The following is an 18,146-nucleotide window of genomic DNA, read 5'->3' on the forward strand; positions in this document are numbered from 1 at the left end:
AAGCACTTAACACCCAAACCCAAGGCCTCAACACCTTGGGTTTTTTTATGCCAGACAACTAGCGGGTAACGACTGATCAGAGAGGTTGAATGAAGAAAGCCTTAGATAGAATCATTTAGTCCTTTGGGTTTTCCGAAACGTTAAATTAATGCGTGGCTTTTTGAGTGCTTTAGTTTTAGGCACTGAATGCAACCAATACTGTTGACAAGTCCCGCCCATCACCAGCAAATCGCCATGTTGCAGGTTAATATTCAATGACTGTTTGCTTTTTTTATGGTGCATTTTAAACAGGCGTTCTTCACCTAAGCTCAAAGATGCTATCACGGGATTTACCCCCAGCTCCTTTTCATCATCAGTATGACATCCCATAGAATCCCTGCCATCTCGGTATAAATTTGCCAGCACACTATTGAAAGTGCATTGGCAGTGCTGCTCCACTTTTCCCCTGATACTTTGCAACTCTAAAGTCCACGGTTTTGGTTGATGGTTAACACCAGAATATTGATAATAAGCGTCAGGATCTCCGTACCAGCACATTAAACGTGGCACTTTAACCCATTTGCTAAAAATAAAAATATCTTCCTCTTGCCAATGTAAACTGTTCAATAAGCTTGTAAAAAGCGCGTCTGATTCAAGTTGAGTATAAAACGCCTTGATTAAAATCAACTCTACGTCATCAGCCAAATTGAAATCTATAAGTTGGCTTTCCGTGTTAGAAAATATTTCTGATTGTCTCAAGGGATGATCATTAAAAATCAACAGAGGCTTCAAGATAAAAGCTGCGTCCTGGTAAAGGTAGGTTGACGGGTAGCTCTTTAATGCCTGCCGGTTCCAGGTTATTGGCATCAAACGCGTTCCTAAGCGAAGCAGCAAGATTAATATGTCCCCAAAGCTTTTTACCCCGTAGAGTGAAGTCTATAGTTTCATAATCTTTCAATGGTTTTGTGTCGTCCGCTTCGCGTGTTCTGCCGCCTAGCCAGTTCAGTTGGGTTTGAAGTTGCCATTGGGGTAAAAATTGCCATACGCCAGCAAAGTAAACTTGATGTTCTGGCACGTAGGTTATCCTCATTCCGGTCACATCACTGCGTGCATATTGCCAGGCATAATTTCCCAATAAGCTCCATTGTTCGGACAGTTTCCAGTTCCATTCCAGCTCTGTACCGTAACCATCTTGATTACCAAAGTTGTTATATTGAGAGACCGTTTTACTGATGGGTAAGATAGTTATCAGGCTATCGATGTGATAGTAGTAAAGGTTGAGAGCGGTTCTTAATGATGAGAAGGGTCGATAATCAAATGCCCATTCAACGGTATTGATAGTTTCTGGTTTTAAAAGCATGTTACCAAGGTTTACAGTGCTATTTTGCAGACCAAGCTCAAAAAAACTGGGTGCTCTGAAGGCTTTGCCGTAAAGCAGTTTGCTAGTGAGTTGTTCGTTGATGTCCCACACTAAGGCAAACCTGGGATTAACAGTGCTGCCAAAATCAGAATAATGATCGTACCGCACCCCAGCAGTTAACTGCCAATCCTCAGCAATCTGCCATTCGTCTTGTAGCATTAAGGAGCCAATTGTCCGGTTGGTATCTTTCAAATACGCAAAAGCCGTGCCAGACTTATCCGTTAAGGTGGCATTCACTATAGGGGGTAGTGGTTTTCCGTAGCTGTAATTAGAAAAATCATTAAAAGTAAGGTCTTCATACCTGAATCCTGCACTTAAACGAAACAGATGCTTGTCCAGACCTTTATAGACTGAACTTAGCTTGATAGACGGAACTCTCTGGACATGCCTGATATTTTCAATGACACCACTGGAAAAAAGAGCAAGCTGTGTTGGATTGGATTGGTCTATGTTGCCAATGGCATTTATAGGTAAGCGTACGTTGTCGGGAAAGATATTGACCTTGGCACTGACATCAGAATGTAAGTAACTGAGTTGCGCCAAAAATTCCCAATCATCAAACCAATCTTCGGTTGAAAACCGCATATCGCCCATGTATTGAGCACTCTCGCCGATACCTTTAGTATCTAATGCGCCGCCAGCACCTGACCGTGTGCCTATGTCGAAGCCATTAAAAGCCCAAAAGCCAATATCCCAGTGTTTGCGTTGCAGATTCAGGTGCGTATTTAAGGACTTAAACTGGGTGTTCATGGCTCCAGGAGCCAAGGAAGCATTTGTTCCTATTGCCTTATCAATGAGGGATTGGCTGTCTTCCTTAATAATCCGTCCGCTATCGCCCCCAGTATGTTGGTATTGTATGCTGCTAGCAATAGCCCATCCTGCCCACTGAGTTCCGTGTTGCCCCCAGCCGCTTTGAGTATCCCAATTACCCGCCCGTACACCCAGTTGAGTGCCATTGATGTCTTTAGCTTTTTTGGTGATAACGTTGATAACCCCCGCAAACGCATCAGCACCATAAACAGCAGAACCCGGTCCGCGAATGACTTCTACTTGTTCAATCGCGGCTACCGGTATATCCAGGGCAGATTCTGTTGAACCCCGAAACGCCGTGGTAATACGCGTTCCGTTTAGCAAGAACAATATTTGGGAGTTATTTTTATTTGCGATACCCCTTATATTGTAATGCAGGTCATTCGACAAGGGTTGTAGGCTTGCGTGTATACCCGGAACAGTCTCCAAAACCTCATGCAACTCAGTTGCACCCATCGTCCTGATTTGTTCTGCGGAGATCACGCTGGTCGATCCTGCTGACCGGAAGTTGGGTCGAGGAGTCCACGTAGCTATGCTGACGGATGTTTCGGCTAGTTCGGCAGGGGACATGGAAAAATAGGCTTCCATATCGTCAGCGGCATAAATAACGCTAGAACTGACGGTAAGGATTAATGCCAAACAGTTTCGGATTATTTGCCGATTAAAGCTCATTTTTCGATACTGCCAAATAGAGATGTTATCGGTTTAAGTTCATCCAAAGGTACAGGCTTGCCGATGCCGTAGCCTTGTGCATAATCAATACCGAGTGTTTTAAGTAGATTAAAGATAGCTTCATTTTCAACAAATTCAGCAATAGTCTTCTTATTCATCACATGACCTACCTCATTGATGGATTTAACCATCGCTAGATCGACCTCATCATCAAGTATGTCTTTGACGAACAGGCCATCAATTTTGAGGTAATCCACTGGCAAATGTTTTAGATAAGCAAACGACGACAAGCCACTACCGAAATCATCCAGAGAGAACAGGCAACCTTGTTCTTTCAACTGATGAATAAAATTGGTTGCATAAGATAAGTTGGAAATGGCGGCGGTTTCTGTTATTTCAAAACAGAGCTTATTGGTGGGGACGGCCCACTTTTTGAATTGTTCCGAAATAAATTCCAGCATGGATTCATCAGAAAGTGACAAGCCGGACAGGTTAACTGAGCATAGCGATAAGGTTTTGACAAATTCGGGGTTACCGGATAACCATTCCAGTAGCGTGGAGAGGATCCAGCGATCCAACTCGGAGGCTAAATTGTAACGTTCGGCAGCCGGCAAAAAGGCTCCCGGTGGAATAATATTGCCCCGGTCATCACGATAGCGGAGCAGCACTTCAAAATGTAGACCTTCGTTGCTATCAAGCAAGGGTACGATGGGTTGTCCATACAGGAGAAAGCGGTGTTGGTCTAAGCCTTGGCGAATTTTTTCCACCCACTGCATCTCGCCCCGACGCATCGCCAGGGCTTCATCGTCGGGACGGAAGACATGGACTCGGTTCCGGCCTTTTTCTTTCGCCGCATAACAGGCGGCATCGGCCTCTTTGAGTAGATCGACTGCATTGCCGCTGACAATATTGATGGACGACACGCCAATGCTGACACCAATGGTAAAGCGCCGGTCATCCCAGGCAAAATTAAAATCCTTGATCAAGTCGCGCAATTTCTCGCAGGCTTGATACGCCTGGCTGGATGAGCAGTTGTACATCAATAACCCAAATTCATCACCGCCAAGCCGGGCGACAAAGTCATATTGCCGGATGTGTTTTCTCAGTAGTTCACCCAATTGCCTGAGCAGTTCATCACCCGCCAAATGGCCACAGGTGTCGTTGATGATCTTAAACTGGTCGAGATCCAAGTAGCACAGTGCATGTTCAGTGTTATCCTGATGCGCCAAAACAATTGCTCGCTTCAAATAACGGTCAAATTTATTGCGATTAGCTAATCCGGTTAAGGCATCGTGGTCGGCTTGATAAGCGATTTGTTCATTCAGTAAGCGGGTTTCGGTTATGTCTTCGTAAACAATTAACAAGCTGCTTTCTTGCCGTTCATTTTCGACCAATCGCGCTGTCGCCCTAACCCAGATAATACGTCCGTTGTGGCAGATATTACGCATTTCCTGATTGTGTACCTGCAACGGGTTGGCAAAGCAACGCTCGATCAAGTCTTGCATCAAGGTCGAATCATCCGAATGGATAAAATCGAAAATGGAACAATTTTGTAATTCTTCTACGGTCAAGCCCAGTTGTTTGGCACCGGTAAGATTCACCGAAACAATAACGCCATCTCTGGAAATATTGAAAACCATTGTTGGGTTATCATCGTAGAGCGTCAAATAGCGATTTTTTGCCTGTGTTAAAGCATGGCTTTGGGTTTCGACGGTTTCAATCAGGCTATTGAATGAATCAACCAATACCCCCAGCTCGTCATTGCTCAGTTTAACTGCCCTGAATGAATAATCGCCGGTATTGCTGATCTTTTTGACGGTGCTTACCAGCCTTTTTATGGGACTGGATATGAGTCTTAATAACGGTCTTGAGATAAAAAATGTCAGTAAGGATACACCCACTAGCACCAAAAACAATACACCTATAAATCGGATTTTTTGCCAATAAGCGAGAGACAAATCCGCGTGTATATAAACAGTTCCGAGTTTTTCCTTGTCAATTACTATAGGGTTAACAACAATCAACTGTTTGTTTTCAAAGCGAGTTTTCTCGTCAGCGATGGATTTTGGACAAGCATGATCGGACTTGGTGTTTTTCGACAAGCCGACAAAGACTGTGTTCTTATCGCCATACAAAGCAAGTGATTTGAACAGCAGGAATATTATTGAAGACAGCCAGATTTTCGGTAGCTAAATTCCGGTCATCAAACATCAACGCGGCAGTGCTGCGATTGCCGATGATCGCAGCCAAAGCGGATAAATCATTTTTGGTTGTGCGTTGAAATTCTGAAAGTTCCAGTAAAATCAAAAATACGCCAGCAAACAGCAGGGATACTGCACTGGAAAATAGCAATATAAATAATAGCTTACTGTTGATAGATAACGCGCTGATTTTATTCATCATGGCTTATCTTCCTTAATAAGTTCAGCGATTTCTAACAATTTGGCACTGATTTTCAAGCCAGTTTGTTTGACTGAATGCAGATTAATTTGCAGCTTAATTTTGCCATTCCGGTTGACAAAACCTATCATCCCACCCTCTGTGGCAAAGTTTTCGCCTTCACCAACCACAAGGATTTTAGCCTTATCTGGGCTGGTTTGAATTTTTGCAAAAACTATTGTTAGATCAATTGAGGCGCTAACATAAAGGATGTGGCAGTCCGTTTTCATGCTAGAACCCGATAAGAAGTCGGTTTCCCTAAGCCTTAATACTTCGATTGGATGTTCAAAAGCGGATTTTTTTTCGATAGCGTCAATATCACTAGCAAAAGGATCGTCACCTAACAAGCACAGATTGAAGGTTGCGCCATTGATTGCCGGCCAAGTGATAAATTTGGTGAAGTTATACAGATAGCCAGCCTTGATTTTGTATTCAAGATTAGCGTCGTCAGCGATAACGCTATGCGAAAACAAAAATGCAATACATATCAGCGTTCTGGCTAAGAAAATATCCTTCATTTCTTTAGTGTGCTTGCTTATCCGCTGTCAGTGTGGGGCAAATTTTCACTTGCTTAAGGTGTTTTAGGGTTTTATTAAAACGGGTTCACGGTATGGATGTGTAGTTTCAAAATCAAATGCAGTAATGACTTTGAACAAGTAATGAAACTTGATGGTTTCATTACAAATCTCGCCTAACTATAGCTTATTTTTCAGACAAATTCAGCCTTGCTTAAGCATTAGTTTGCCAGTGAGGGAATTTTTGACCTAAAGCTTAACGTGTGTCCAGGAAAAATCGCTGCAACACCTTAATCAGGTAGTCATGATCTAACACCCCAGCACTCTCCCTAATACTGTGCATTGCCCACATTGGACTACCGACATCGACTGAACGGATACCCAATTTGGCTGAGGTGATGGGTCCTATGGTGCTGCCGCAGGGCAGGTCGCATCGGTGCGAATAGTATTGATAAGGTATATCGGCTTGATTGCACCAATCGATAAACATGGCTTGTGAAATGCTTTCAGAGCTGTAACGATGATTCGCATTGATCTTGATTACAGGTCCTTTGTTGACCATTACTTTATGTTCAAGGTCATAAGCTGAGGGAAAATTGGGGTGATAAGCATGTGCCATATCAGCACTGATAAGAAAACTTTTCGCCATAATCCGAGGAAAATCCTGGTGTTCGCAGCTGGCTAGGGTAATACGTTGGAGAACATCGGGAAGAAAACTTCCATCAGCACCTTGTTTGCTTTCGCTGCCAATTTCCTCGTGATCGAAGAACGCACAAACCAAGGTGTTTCCGTTTTCACTTAAAACGGCTTCATTCAGTAATGCTTGCAACGCAGTATGACAGGAAGCCAGATTATCCAACTGACTATCACTGTAAAAGTCTTCCTGCGCTCCCCAAATTACGCCTTTTTGGGTGTCGTATACAGCTAAATCCCAAGACAGTAGTTGCGCGGAATTGATGCCGGATTGCTTTTCCAATAAGCTTAAAAAATAATCCGGCGGCAGTTGTTGTTCTGATAAGGTCGATAAAATTAGCGGCAATTCATTCTGCTTGTGCAGTTTTAAGCCATCCTCATTGACAGTCCTATTCATGTGGATTGCCAAATTAGGTAGGCGCAACAAAGGTTTATCAAATTTGATAAGCTGACTAGCGATTTCGCCCTGATCGTTCCGATAACAAATCCGTCCGGCAAGGCTTAAGTCACGGTCGGTAAAGGTGGCAAGAATCGGACTGCCGTAAATTTCGACATTTAATCGTAATAAGCTGTCCTTGCCATTGATTGCATTGGGTTTCACCCGTAATCCTGGCGAATCGGTATGTGCGCCGACGATTTTAAACCCCGAGTCAAGCAACGGTTTTGTTCCGAGTACAAACAGGATGATGGAGGAATCATCACGTACGACATAATAGCGACCACCGGGCTGTAACTGCCATCTTGTTGTTTCATCGAGTTTTGTAAATTGAAAGGGCTTAAGCAGGGATTCTATGGTGCTGACGACATGCCAGGGACTTGGGCTGGAGTCGATGAAGGATAGGAGATTTTGGATTTGGTGGTGTGTGGACATTGATTTTTCTATATTTATTAAAATGCGCTGAAGTGGATGTTACCAATACCGTTATGTTAAGGGCTAAAGATAGCAAGACTGGAGTGCAAAGCTCGCTTTGCCTGTGACGGACAAGGGCAAAGCGAGCTTTGCACTCCAAAATATGATTTAACTTAACGACATTAGGTATGTTACCCCGTACGCAACATTTTTTGAATGATTCGGTAAAATCAATATACCGCTAATGCGAGGTTTATTTGAATGCCAGAGCATAGGATATGCCGAGGCACGAGGCGCATTATTCACGATGGACGGAATTTTGCGGGACTGTGACGTTGCAATATATAGCGTCCGGCTGAACATCAAAAATATGGCTACGGCTACTGGATAATTTTTGGCAGAAAATGACCGTAATCTGTCATTGCACAACAGCTAGCAACATGAGTAAATCACACCTAGGCTCTGAACTACTCATAGTGATTTGGAACTCTTTTTGGATAAGAGATACTTACTCCTGATCGTATTCGATTAATAAACTGTTTAGCCAATGTCTCGGAGGAATGAGTCATGAAAATAACAGACGAAGAAATCAAAGTATTAACGAATCAACTTAAAGAATGGAATGTGCAGATCGCCGTGCTTGCTGCGAAGCAGGATGCAGCGGCGGTAACGGCAGCACAATTCGCCCAGGAACTCGATGCGCTACGCACCAAACACCTTGCTGCAACAAAACAATTACACGAATTGGAATTGCATGAGTCGGGAATGTACATGTGGGAGAATATTGGGGACGGGGGATAAAACGGAGTCGAAATTCCTGTGGGGTAGGCAATCAGTTTTATTTTTTGCTTGCCTTTTATCGACAAAACGGTGGGCAGAAAAAACACTGTTTACCTACCTGACTGGATTTCGGGGTAGTGGGTTAAACCTGTATTTTTTGATGAACTTGTTGGCTTCATGCTTGTGAGTCGCGTGTATTTTGGAGTGACAAACCTAGGTTTGTCACTCCGCCTTATCAATCAAGTTACAGGTTTAACCCACTACCGATTTCGGCGACTTCCGTGGATGGAGGAAGCATGGAAGAGGATATGAATCCTCGCCGCCAATCCATGCCGGATGACGGATTTATTGTTCAGGTGTAGTGCGTTACAAGCAATCCATTTACACTAAACTCTTACTTGCCACCTCATATACATCCCTTGAAATCGCAGGACAGTTCATCACCCGCTCCAACTGCGTTTTCATGAGGGTTTGGCGGGTTTCGTCGAAACGTCGCCAGGAAGTTAATGGGCCTAACATACGGGAGGCGACCTGTGGGTTCAGGATGTCGAGTGCGATAACATGGTTGGCAAGGAATTCATAGCCTTGCCCGTTGATGGTATGGAAATGTAGTGGGTTGGCTTGGCTGAATGAGCCGATGACTGCCCTGACGCGGTTGGGCGTGGCTAAATCGAAGGCAGGATGTCCGGTCAAAGATATGACCGTGGCAAAAGCATCCGGCATGGGGCTGGATGCTTGGATGGCAAACCATTTGTCGATAACTAACGCTTCTTGCTGCCACTTTTGGTAAAACTGCGTCAAGCATTCCTGCTTTGCTGGGTGCGGATGATTGACAATATTCGCTAACGCGGCGATTTGGTCGGTCATGTTGTTAGCAGTGCTGAATTGTTGCTCGGACCATTGTTGGATTTTTTCGTCATCCAAGCGGCTGAGGAAACTCAAGCAAACATTTTTAATGCGCCGCCGGCCAATTGCACCGGAATCGAATTGCCCTGACTCGTCACGATGATTGCTGACGTATAAGGCTTCCAGCTCTGGTTGTAATTGTTCAGCAAGCGTGCGGACGACGAATTCCCTGGCTTCATGTATGGCTTCTACATCCACAACCTGCATTTGTTCTGCGAGATAACTTTCCGAAGGCAAACCTAATAATAGGGAGCAATAGGACAAATCATCCCACGCTTGCGACAACACTTGCTTGAAGGCAGTGATGATAATTGGAGCGAGTTGTAGCGGTCGGCCTTGTTGTACATCAGCAATCAATCCAGTGATGATCTGACCAGAGAGCAGTTGCCCAGCCTCCCAGCGGCTAAACGTATCGCTGTCGTAACTTAATAAGAATGCCAATTCATCAAGACTGCGTTCCATGACCAGTTTGACGGGTGCGGAAAAATCTCTCAGGATGGATATGACGGGTTTTCCTGCCAATCCTGTAAAGGTAAAGGTTTGTTCAGAGGCGGTAAGTTGCAGGATAATCTCGTCATTTTCGCCATCGTGACCTTGCAAGTTGCATTTTACAGAGCCGCCGTTGTTATCAATCAAACCAACTGTGATGGGAATGTGGAAGGGTTGTTTTGTTGCTTGGCCTGGGGTTGGCGGACAGCTTTGCTTAATGGATAAGGTCAGGGTTTGGCTGCTTGGGTTGTAAGCCTGCTCAACATTGATTGTGGGTGTGCCAGCCTGTCCATACCAACGCCGAAATTGCGTTAAATCAATCCTATTGGCAGCTTCCATAGCCGATACAAAATCATCGCAGGTGACGGCTTGCCCGTCATGGCGTTGAAAATAGAGGTCACAGCCTTGTCGAAAACCTTCCGCACCCAACAGTGTGTGTATCATCCGCACGACTTCCGCGCCTTTTTCGTAGACCGTCAAGGTGTAGAAGTTATTGATTTCTATATACGCATCGGGGCGTATGGGGTGCGCCATCGGACCGGCATCTTCAGCAAACTGCCGCGTCCTTAGCATATTGACATTTTCGATGCGGTTTACCGCTTTTGATGTGCGGTCTCCCGTAAATTCTTGGTCACGGAATACCGTGAAGCCTTCCTTCAAGCTGAGTTGAAACCAATCCCGGCAGGTTATGCGGTTACCCGTCCAATTGTGGAAATACTCATGGCCGATAACGCCTTCGATATGCTCATAATCAGAATCTGTTGCGGTATCGGGTCTAGCCAGGACGAATTTGGTGTTGAAGATATTCAAGCCTTTGTTTTCCATCGCGCCCATATTGAAGTGGCTGACGGCGACGATCATATACAAGTCGAGATCGTATTCCCGACCGTAGACGTGTTCATCCCAATCCATGGCATTCTTCAAGGATTGCATGGCATGGGCGCATTTGTCGATATCATGTTGTTCGACAAAAATCTGCAAACCAACTTTGCGCCCAGATAAAGTTGTAAAACTGTCTTCCAGGTATTCCAGTTGCCCTGCAACCAGGGCAAACAAGTAGCAAGGTTTGCTGAACGGATCTTCCCACGTCACCCAATGACGGTTATCCCCTTCTTCACCGTGGGCGATTTTATTGCCATTAGACAGCAAAACCGGATAGCGGTCTTTGTCACCAACGAGTGTAGTGGTGAACTTCGCCATCACATCAGGACGATCCAGGAAATAAGTGATTTTCCTGAAACCTTCTGCTTCGCATTGGGTGCATAACATGCCATTGGACAAATACAAGCCTTCCAAAGCGGTGTTGGCTTTCGGGTTGATCTCGTTTTCAATGGTCAGTGTGAAGGCTCTTTGCTGTGGAACATCATGGATAATCAATGATTCCGGCGTGATGTGGTAGTTCGTTTCAGTTAGTTCTTGCTCGTCGTTGAGGACGATGCGAATCAGTTTGAGGTTTTCACCCGCCAGAATCAACGCGGTTTCCGATGATGAGCTGTTGGGATTACGGATTAAGGTAAGCCTGGAAATGACCCGGGTTTGTTGCTCGTCAAGCGTAAAGTTAAGGTTTACGGTATGGATAAGGTAATCAGGTACTTGGTAATCTTTCAGGTAAATCGTTTGAGGATTGGCATCGCGCATTATTCGTACCTTTTTTTAGATTTATTATGAGTGGCGGACAGGCAAAGCAGCAACCAAGCTATCAGGAAACAGACCCCTCCGATAGGCGTTATCATGCCAAGTTTTGGCATGTCGAGCAGGACTAACAAGTACAGGCTACCCGAAAATAACAGGATGCCAAGAAACATCAACCAACCCGCGAGTGCAACACGTTTTGAATCGGGCATGTGTTGCTGCACTAAAGCAATAGCAATCAACCCCAAAGAATGCCACATTTGGTAAGTGACTCCGGTTTGATAGACGGCTAAAGATTCAGGACTCAAGCTGGCTTTCAAGGCATGTGCGCCGAATGCGCCCAAGCCAACACCTGCGAAAGCACATAAAGAACCTAGCACTAAAAACACCGATTTCATGTCATTTCTCCATCAGTCTAGGCATAAGCTGCACCAGATTACAGGGGCGGGTACGAAAATCTAGTTGCGCTTTGATAAGTTCATTCCATGCGGTACGACATGCGCCAGACGAGCCGGGCAAGCAGAAAATATAGGTGGCATTAGCTACTCCAGCAATGGCGCGTGATTGGATGGTCGAAGTTTTGATGTCCTGGTACGACAGCATCCTGAAGGTTTCGCCAAACCCATCCAGTACTTTATCGAGCAAGGGCGTGATGGCCTCTGGTGTGCCATCACGTCCCGTTACGCCCGTTCCGCCTGTGCTGATGATGACATTGACGGTTTCTGTTGCAATCCAATTGGAAACAACAGCCCTTATTTGGTAGATATTGTCTGGGACGATGGCTTTTTCAAACAGTTGATGTCCGGCATCTGCAAGGCATTCAACCAGAATTTTGCCGGAAACATCATCAGCTTCAGTGCGGGTGTCCGAAATAACCAATACGGCAATAGCTAAGGGGATGAATTGTTTTTCTGTGTTCACGATTTTGGTAGATGAAAAGGAATCCTGGCTATTAAATAACCAAGAAGCCCAGTAAGACAAGCAATTTATTACCTGTTTTACCGAGCAATCCTTTTCCTGAGCTTAATTCAACATGACCAAAAACGATTCTTGCCCACGTTGCACATTCAAGAGCAAGCCTGATTTGGGGTCAACAACCTCTTTCAATTCAGCCAGATTATGCACCCGATACTGGTTTGCCGACACAATAACATCACCTGGACGTAAGCCAATCTTCCAGGCATACGAAGCCGTGTTGATTTTTTCGATGACAATACCTTCAACCTGGTCCCGTTGGGTATTGCCGAGTACGGTACCTTGCAATCTGCTATGTAGTTTCTCTCCCGCTTGCTGTGGACGCTCCTGTTTGCCTATGACAGCAGTGGTTTCCTTTTTTTCATCGCCACGGTAATACTCAATATCTACCTTATCTCCAATTTGCAGCAAACCGATAATATTACGTATCTCATGGCTGTTTTTGATGGGCTTGCCGTTTGCGGAAACGATAATGTCGCCTAAAGCCAGCCCCGCTTTCTCGGCAGGTGAATTATTTTCAATGCGGCTAATTGCAGCACCTTGTATGTTGACCAGATTGAAGGCTTTGACCAGCTCAGGGGTTAAATCCTGGGTAGTGACACCCAATAAGCCCCTGCGGACTTCGCCGTGCTTGATTAACGATTCTTTGATGGTTATCACCATATTGGCGGGAATAGCAAAGCCAATACCGACATTGCCGCCGCTCGGTGCCAAAATCGCGGTGTTCATCCCCACGAATTCACCTTTGAGATTGACTAGCGCACCGCCTGAATTACCTGGGTTGATGGATGCGTCAGTTTGGATAAAGTCCTCATAGCCTTCAATGCCCAGCCCTGAACGGCCTAATGCGCTGACAATGCCTGATGTTACCGTTTGTCCCAAACCAAATGGGTTGCCGATGGCAACCACAAAGTCGCCGACTCTTAGTTGACTGGAATCAGCAATCGGCAGTTCGGTCAAATTATTGGCAGGTATGCGAATAATGGCTACATCCGCCTCAGGATCGGTACCGACTAAATCAGCATTAAGCTGGCGACCGTCAGTTAACGTCACCATAATCTTATCGGCCTTGTCGATAACATGGTTATTGGTCAACACATAACCTTTATCACTGTCTATAATAACGCCAGAACCTAAGCTATTTTTTTGACGTGATTGCTTAGGGACATTAAAAAATTGCCGAAAGTAAGGGTCTTGCAACAATGGATTTTCCCTGCCTTCAACTTTTGTGGAAGTCGAAATATTGACGACCGCTGGCATACTACGTTCTAACATGGGTGCTAAAGTAGGTAATGCTTGGTTTTCGGTAAACGCAGGTAGCCCAATTGCAAGGCACACGGGGCTAAAAGCCAGGATAGAAGATAAAAAGATAAGAAAAATCAGTGGCTTGACAAATTTGCTGTGTATCATAGTTTTTCCAGGGTTATTAAACGCTTGTGATAGACAATATAGGTACAAAAACGTTTAATACAAGGCGCGTACTTTGTCAGCATTTTTTTAGTGGATGAAGCGTCATAATTTTGCTCAATATAGTGATTGCAATGGCCGTTAATACAAATCCAGAAGAACATCGCATACTTCGTAAACTCATACCTTTAGCCACTTTTCCAAGTGCAGCATTCAAGGAATTATGCACGAATATAACTGTGGAGCAAGTTCAAGATGCAGCTATATTCAAGCGGGGCGATACCCATTCCGATTTAGTTTACTTGCTAGATGGCAGTGTGACGCTACAGGCGGAGGGGCTTATTGTTGACGTGATTACTTCAGAAAGTGAATCTGCAAAGTTTGCGCTGGCGCATCAACTTCCGAGAAAAATTGATGCTGTGGTTAATGGAACAGCACGAATTGTGCGCTTGAATGCAGAGGTGGTTAATAATCCGCCGCCTGCGGTTTATCAGGAAGATCAAAGCTATACGATCACCGAAGAGTCAGATGAAGCATCTGACGACTGGATGACAACCTTATTGCGCTTGCCACTGTTTCAAACACTGCCACCCTCCAGTTTACAGAAAATCCTGATGAGCTTGAAAACCACCCATTTTGCAAAGGGTGATGTCATTGTTGATGGCGGCAGTGTGGTAGATAATTTCTACGTTGTAACAAAAGGTCAGTGTTTGCTTTCTCGACCTTCGCTGGCGGATGGTGGCAAGATTAGATTGAGTGCAGGTGAAAGTTTTGGCGAAGAGTATTTGACTACCAATTATCCATCCCAGGAAACAATCACGGCACTTTCTGATGTTAGCCTGATTCAATTGGAAAAGAAGCATTTTTCAATGCAAATCAAAGAACCTATACTGCAATTTATCTCGCATGATGATTTATCGAATGCGATAAGCAATGGCGCGATTGTGCTGGATGTCAGGTCGCAACGCGAGTATGACAGCTTGCATCTTGATGATAGTATTAATATTCCATTATTGTCATTACGGATGCGTATCGAAGAATTGCCTAAGGAAAAGCAGATTGTTGTGGTTTGTTCAAATGGCAAAGCGAGCGAGGCTGGAGCGTTTTTGTTAGTAAAAGATGGCTTTAATGCGTTTGTATTGGAAGCTGGAATGGGGATTGAAGAGGCTGATCAATTGATGGAATCCACCCATCCGGCAGATCCTCCACATACCATTTCTCAAATAGGTCAACATGAAGCTGATTCAGCTATATCTATTTTTGGCTTTGAAGCACAGATAGAAGCGTTAAAAGCTGAAAATGAAAGGTTAACGCATTGTAATAGCGCTCTTGCGGAAAATGCCGCAAAACTACAGGCTGAAAAAGAACAAGCAGAAAATCAGTGCCAAGTTTTGACTCAGCAATTGGAACGGCTGAAAGAGATTTTGAACAGGTTAACAAAGAGCAAATAATGCACCGATCATTGCCAACACCTGCCAGGCTGGAAGCGGGACTGGGCATGTTGCCCCATTCGCAGGATTTTCTTGTGGTTTAAAGAAAGCGGTAGCACCGAAGCTTTCAGCACGAGGTTGCAAGCTATACTGCGTGTAGGCTTTCCGAATCAGCACCAAAACCGTTATCAAACTAGCTAAATGAGAGTTTTTGTTGCGAAGCCAGAGAAACCGAAGCACGCACCCTGGCAAACTCGCATAAGGCTGCCAAATGTTCACCTTTATCCCGCCATTCAAAAAACACGCTTTCGCCCAGCAAGACATAATGCCAAGCCATATATGACCGCTCTTGCTCCGGCAGAAGATTGATCTTATCGCACCAAGCCGCCGCCGCTTTCAGTTTCCGTTGCACATTGGGTGATGAAACTTGGCCTTGCGCCTTGGTTTCCACCAGATAAACTGCCTTATCGGTACGCAACAGGAAATCCGGCGAGTAAAAAGCGGGTAACCCATCCTCCTTCACATACCGCAGCCTAACAAAATCATGGCGCGTTTCGCTGATTTTGCAGAACGCCTGCACACTGCTGTCTTTGTCCGCCCATTCGATAAAGGCTTTTTCCAAGCCACCATTCCGGGCAGGATAAGGCAAGCGTGGATAAATACACTTATTGACCGGAAGCGAATTGCTTTCCCGCATCGGTAACTTGCCCACTTCCGACAACAAACGGTAACGCATCTCGCTTGCACCGACCTGCGGCTTGTGTTCCGCTTCAATCAACGCCAAAGCCACCACTTTGACGATGTGATCGACAATTGGTTGTAATAACAGCAAACGCCAGTTTTCATCAAGTAACGGGTCAAAGGGCATGTTGAACAGCCGCTGGCGGATATAACTTTCCAGCCATCCGGCCAGTTCAGCGGTATTGACTTGCAGATAAGGATTGGCGAGATGTGTGGCAACCTTGTTGCCTTTTGGCAACGGTTGGCTGAGTGCTTGGGCGATACGCCGTGTCAAGCGCGACAGAAAATCGTTGTACCCCGCCACATTCATCACCGCGCCATCAACGCGGTAATCGCCAAACAAGGTGCTGCTTTGCAAATCCTGAGATATAAACACATCACCTTTGCCTAATAATGTCTTGAGTTCAGCAAGGTTCATCGCCGAAAATGGCTGCAACGATGCAATATCCAGAGCGTGATGCTCCAAGCCTTCCTCGGCCTCGCGCAGGATAAACGGAATGGCAAAATCAAACTCTTCGTAGCTTTCACGTAAGCCGACAGAAATCAAATCACCGACACTGCTGGTATCGTCGCTGTCCTCACTGGTAACACCTACCAAACCTTCCCGCATCAATTCATCGTAAAACGATTGAAACGCCGGATGCTCCACAATCGACAGAATATCAATCAGGCTGTTGGGCTCTTGTCCCTTGGCGATACGTTCCCGATTTTCGCGTTTGCTGTCGGCATAATCGGCATCCCGCCACATCAACCGTAACCCGCGCCCTATGGTTTGCTCCAGCAAAATTTGAGCTTGCGAGGAACGCAGCGGCACAATCACGCAAATATTGTTGACATCAAAGCCCTCCCGCAACATCAACACGCTGACGATGACTCGCGGCGCAGCGTGTCGGTCAACATCAAACAAGCGTTCGCGCACCACAGCCCAGTCTTTTTCGCCCAGTTCCGCCTTTCTGCCGGAATCAATAGCCATAACCTCGTCTTCTGCTAAACCTTCATCGCGGAAAAAATCCACCACCAACGGCGATACGGTAGTGTCCTCACACACCACCAGCATTTTTGGATGACGGCTAGGGTCGATACGGGCAAAATCAACCTCCAACTTCCTCAGCTTTTGTAGGCCAGCGCGTAACATCACCCGTTGCCCAGCACTCAAAACCGGATTGCCATCCTCATCGCGTTCCGCCTTAAATTCCAAAGGCAATGCACCGATTTCCTTGCGTCTGTCCAGCACCAGCGACTTCACCAATCCGGCTTTCATTGCGGTTTTCAGGTCAAAATCGACGATGATGTGCGGGAAGTACACCTTATGCTTATTCTTGCCAGAACCCACATCGTTATAAGGTGTAGCTGAAAAATCCACCTGCACAAAGCGTCGGCCTTTGCTTGTCGCAATACGCGTCAGGCTTTTTTGCCATTCCACCTCGGTCGTTTCACCTTCGCGCTTGAAGTCATGGATATGGTGCGCCTCATCGTTAAACACCATTAACTCCGGTAAATCCGCCAAATAATCCAGCACATTGCCACGCGCAAAACGCCGATCCAGCACATCCAGGCTATTGCCTGTTGCCTTACCCGGCATTAATGGCAACAGGGCATTGATGATGGCTTGCGGGTCAACTGTCGCCCCCGGCGTTTCCAGTTCGGCCTCGTCGGGCTCTTCCTCACCCGCTTCTTGCAACAGATGCCAATTAGCAATCGCAATCATGCCGTTGCCCGTGGTTTTCAGGCCGATTTCGCTTTTATTGCAAACATTGCCGCGTACAAACGCAAACACCGTGTCACGCTGGTTTTCTGGGATGAACAACTCGGCATATTGGGCAATATCGGAGCTGGCGAAATCCCGCATACCCTCCACCTGCTTACCACAGAATGCATCCAGCAGACGGTCATAAACAATCAACCCAGGCGCGATGACCAGAAAATGCCGGGTAAAACGCGCATCATCCAAGCCATGCGCCAACGCCGCGTTCTTGTTAAGCAACTGCCAGATCATCAATGCTTGCAGCACCCAGGTTTTGCCCGTGCCGGTTGCCATTTTTAGGCAATATTTCGGGTGATTATGCTTACTTTGGGAAACTTCTGTCAGCCGTGTGCCTGTTAATAAAGCATCTGGCGCGGCGTGTTGATAAAGGCTTTTTAAATTGTTGGCCTTATAAATTTCATGGGCGACAATGGTATTCAGGATGGCTTGCTTTTGCCCTGAATGAAAATTCAGGCGACGTATGGCACACGCCTCCTCACCAAACCACCAGTGCAACAATTCCGATGTCGTTGGTGTCACCAGATCAAACAGATCGGCAACGCCGCTTTCCAGACCGATGCACAGTTGTTGGGTTTTGATAGTAAGACCTTTGGCTAATTCCAATTGAGACATGCGGATTCCTTACTGGCTAATTGACAGCCAT

Annotated in this window: 13 protein-coding genes; 2 read left to right on the forward strand and 11 right to left on the reverse strand. The window is 45.7% G+C overall.

Annotation, left to right across the window (positions count from 1 at the left end; translation table 11 throughout):
• Positions 1 to 111 precede the first annotated feature (111 nt).
• The 6 genes from AC1YY3_RS09150 to AC1YY3_RS09175 all read right to left on the reverse strand — a co-directional run bounded on the left by AC1YY3_RS09150 (position 112) and on the right by AC1YY3_RS09175 (position 7,399).
• Positions 112 to 738 (reverse strand): alpha-ketoglutarate-dependent dioxygenase AlkB family protein, encoded by a 627-nt coding sequence (locus AC1YY3_RS09150; RefSeq protein WP_481825066.1) that lies wholly within the window; start codon positions 736 to 738, stop codon positions 112 to 114.
• Between the two features lie 10 nt (positions 739 to 748).
• Positions 749 to 2,848 carry a TonB-dependent receptor plug domain-containing protein gene (locus AC1YY3_RS09155; protein ID WP_481825067.1) on the reverse strand — a complete coding sequence of 700 codons (2,100 nt, stop codon included), beginning with the start codon at positions 2,846 to 2,848 and terminating at the stop codon, positions 749 to 751.
• 29 nt (positions 2,849 to 2,877) lie between these two features.
• Complete coding sequence (locus AC1YY3_RS09160) at positions 2,878 to 5,016, reverse strand: putative bifunctional diguanylate cyclase/phosphodiesterase (protein ID WP_482194436.1); 2,139 nt, start codon at positions 5,014 to 5,016, stop codon at positions 2,878 to 2,880.
• Positions 5,003 to 5,284: a CHASE sensor domain-containing protein gene (locus tag AC1YY3_RS09165; RefSeq protein ID WP_481825069.1), complete on the reverse strand. Its 282-nt coding sequence runs from the start codon at positions 5,282 to 5,284 to the stop codon at positions 5,003 to 5,005. Before AC1YY3_RS09165 ends, AC1YY3_RS09160 begins: the two co-directional genes overlap by 14 nt.
• Positions 5,281 to 5,838, reverse strand: a complete 558-nt coding sequence (locus AC1YY3_RS09170; RefSeq protein ID WP_481825070.1) for a YfiR family protein — start codon at positions 5,836 to 5,838, stop codon at positions 5,281 to 5,283. Before AC1YY3_RS09170 ends, AC1YY3_RS09165 begins: the two co-directional genes overlap by 4 nt.
• A 253-nt stretch (positions 5,839 to 6,091) precedes the next feature.
• Complete coding sequence (locus AC1YY3_RS09175; RefSeq protein WP_481825071.1) at positions 6,092 to 7,399, reverse strand: M18 family aminopeptidase; 1,308 nt, start codon at positions 7,397 to 7,399, stop codon at positions 6,092 to 6,094.
• A gap of 546 nt (positions 7,400 to 7,945) precedes the next feature.
• Between AC1YY3_RS09175 and AC1YY3_RS09180 the strand changes: the two genes are divergently transcribed.
• A complete protein-coding gene (locus tag AC1YY3_RS09180) occupies positions 7,946 to 8,179 on the forward strand; it encodes a sll1863 family stress response protein (protein WP_481825072.1) in 234 nt (77 codons plus the stop codon).
• A 360-nt stretch (positions 8,180 to 8,539) separates the two neighbouring features.
• Here the strand turns inward: AC1YY3_RS09180 and pepN are convergent, their stop codons facing one another.
• The 4 genes from pepN to AC1YY3_RS09200 form a co-directional block, all read right to left on the reverse strand.
• Complete coding sequence (pepN, locus tag AC1YY3_RS09185) at positions 8,540 to 11,191, reverse strand: aminopeptidase N (RefSeq protein ID WP_481825073.1); 2,652 nt, start codon at positions 11,189 to 11,191, stop codon at positions 8,540 to 8,542.
• On the reverse strand, positions 11,191 to 11,583 hold the full coding sequence (locus AC1YY3_RS09190) for a DUF423 domain-containing protein (RefSeq protein WP_482194437.1): 393 nt from the start codon (positions 11,581 to 11,583) through the stop codon (positions 11,191 to 11,193). Before AC1YY3_RS09190 ends, pepN begins: the two co-directional genes overlap by 1 nt.
• Position 11,584: 1 nt before the next feature.
• On the reverse strand, positions 11,585 to 12,106 hold the full coding sequence (gene moaB, locus AC1YY3_RS09195; RefSeq protein WP_481824891.1) for a molybdenum cofactor biosynthesis protein B: 522 nt from the start codon (positions 12,104 to 12,106) through the stop codon (positions 11,585 to 11,587).
• Between the two features lie 102 nt (positions 12,107 to 12,208).
• Complete coding sequence (locus tag AC1YY3_RS09200) at positions 12,209 to 13,570, reverse strand: DegQ family serine endoprotease (protein ID WP_481824890.1); 1,362 nt, start codon at positions 13,568 to 13,570, stop codon at positions 12,209 to 12,211.
• Positions 13,571 to 13,701: 131 nt separating this feature from the next.
• Between AC1YY3_RS09200 and AC1YY3_RS09205 the strand changes: the two genes are divergently transcribed.
• Entirely contained in the window at positions 13,702 to 15,018 is a 1,317-nt protein-coding gene (locus AC1YY3_RS09205) for a cyclic nucleotide-binding domain-containing protein (protein ID WP_481824889.1), read from the forward strand.
• Positions 15,019 to 15,190: 172 nt separating this feature from the next.
• Here AC1YY3_RS09205 and AC1YY3_RS09210 read toward each other — a convergent pair whose 3' ends face one another.
• On the reverse strand, positions 15,191 to 18,115 hold the full coding sequence (locus AC1YY3_RS09210; RefSeq protein WP_481824888.1) for a DEAD/DEAH box helicase family protein: 2,925 nt from the start codon (positions 18,113 to 18,115) through the stop codon (positions 15,191 to 15,193).
• Between the last annotated feature and the right edge of the window lie 31 nt (positions 18,116 to 18,146).

Source organism: Methyloglobulus sp., from assembly GCF_964779595.1.

Bases quoted from the DNA above. Each gene is read 5' to 3' on its own strand.
- pepN (WP_481825073.1), bottom strand. From the start codon at position 11,191: ATGCGCGATGCCAATCCTCAAACGATTTACCTGAAAGATTACCAAGTA.
- AC1YY3_RS09190 (WP_482194437.1), bottom strand. From the start codon at position 11,583: ATGAAATCGGTGTTTTTAGTGCTAGGTTCTTTATGTGCTTTCGCAGGT.
- AC1YY3_RS09210 (WP_481824888.1), bottom strand. From the start codon at position 18,115: ATGTCTCAATTGGAATTAGCCAAAGGTCTTACTATCAAAACCCAACAA.
- AC1YY3_RS09200 (WP_481824890.1), bottom strand. From the start codon at position 13,570: ATGATACACAGCAAATTTGTCAAGCCACTGATTTTTCTTATCTTTTTA.
- AC1YY3_RS09170 (WP_481825070.1), bottom strand. From the start codon at position 5,838: ATGAAGGATATTTTCTTAGCCAGAACGCTGATATGTATTGCATTTTTG.
- AC1YY3_RS09165 (WP_481825069.1), bottom strand. From the start codon at position 5,284: ATGATGAATAAAATCAGCGCGTTATCTATCAACAGTAAGCTATTATTT.
- AC1YY3_RS09205 (WP_481824889.1), top strand. From the start codon at position 13,702: ATGGCCGTTAATACAAATCCAGAAGAACATCGCATACTTCGTAAACTC.
- AC1YY3_RS09175 (WP_481825071.1), bottom strand. From the start codon at position 7,399: ATGTCCACACACCACCAAATCCAAAATCTCCTATCCTTCATCGACTCC.
- AC1YY3_RS09180 (WP_481825072.1), top strand. From the start codon at position 7,946: ATGAAAATAACAGACGAAGAAATCAAAGTATTAACGAATCAACTTAAA.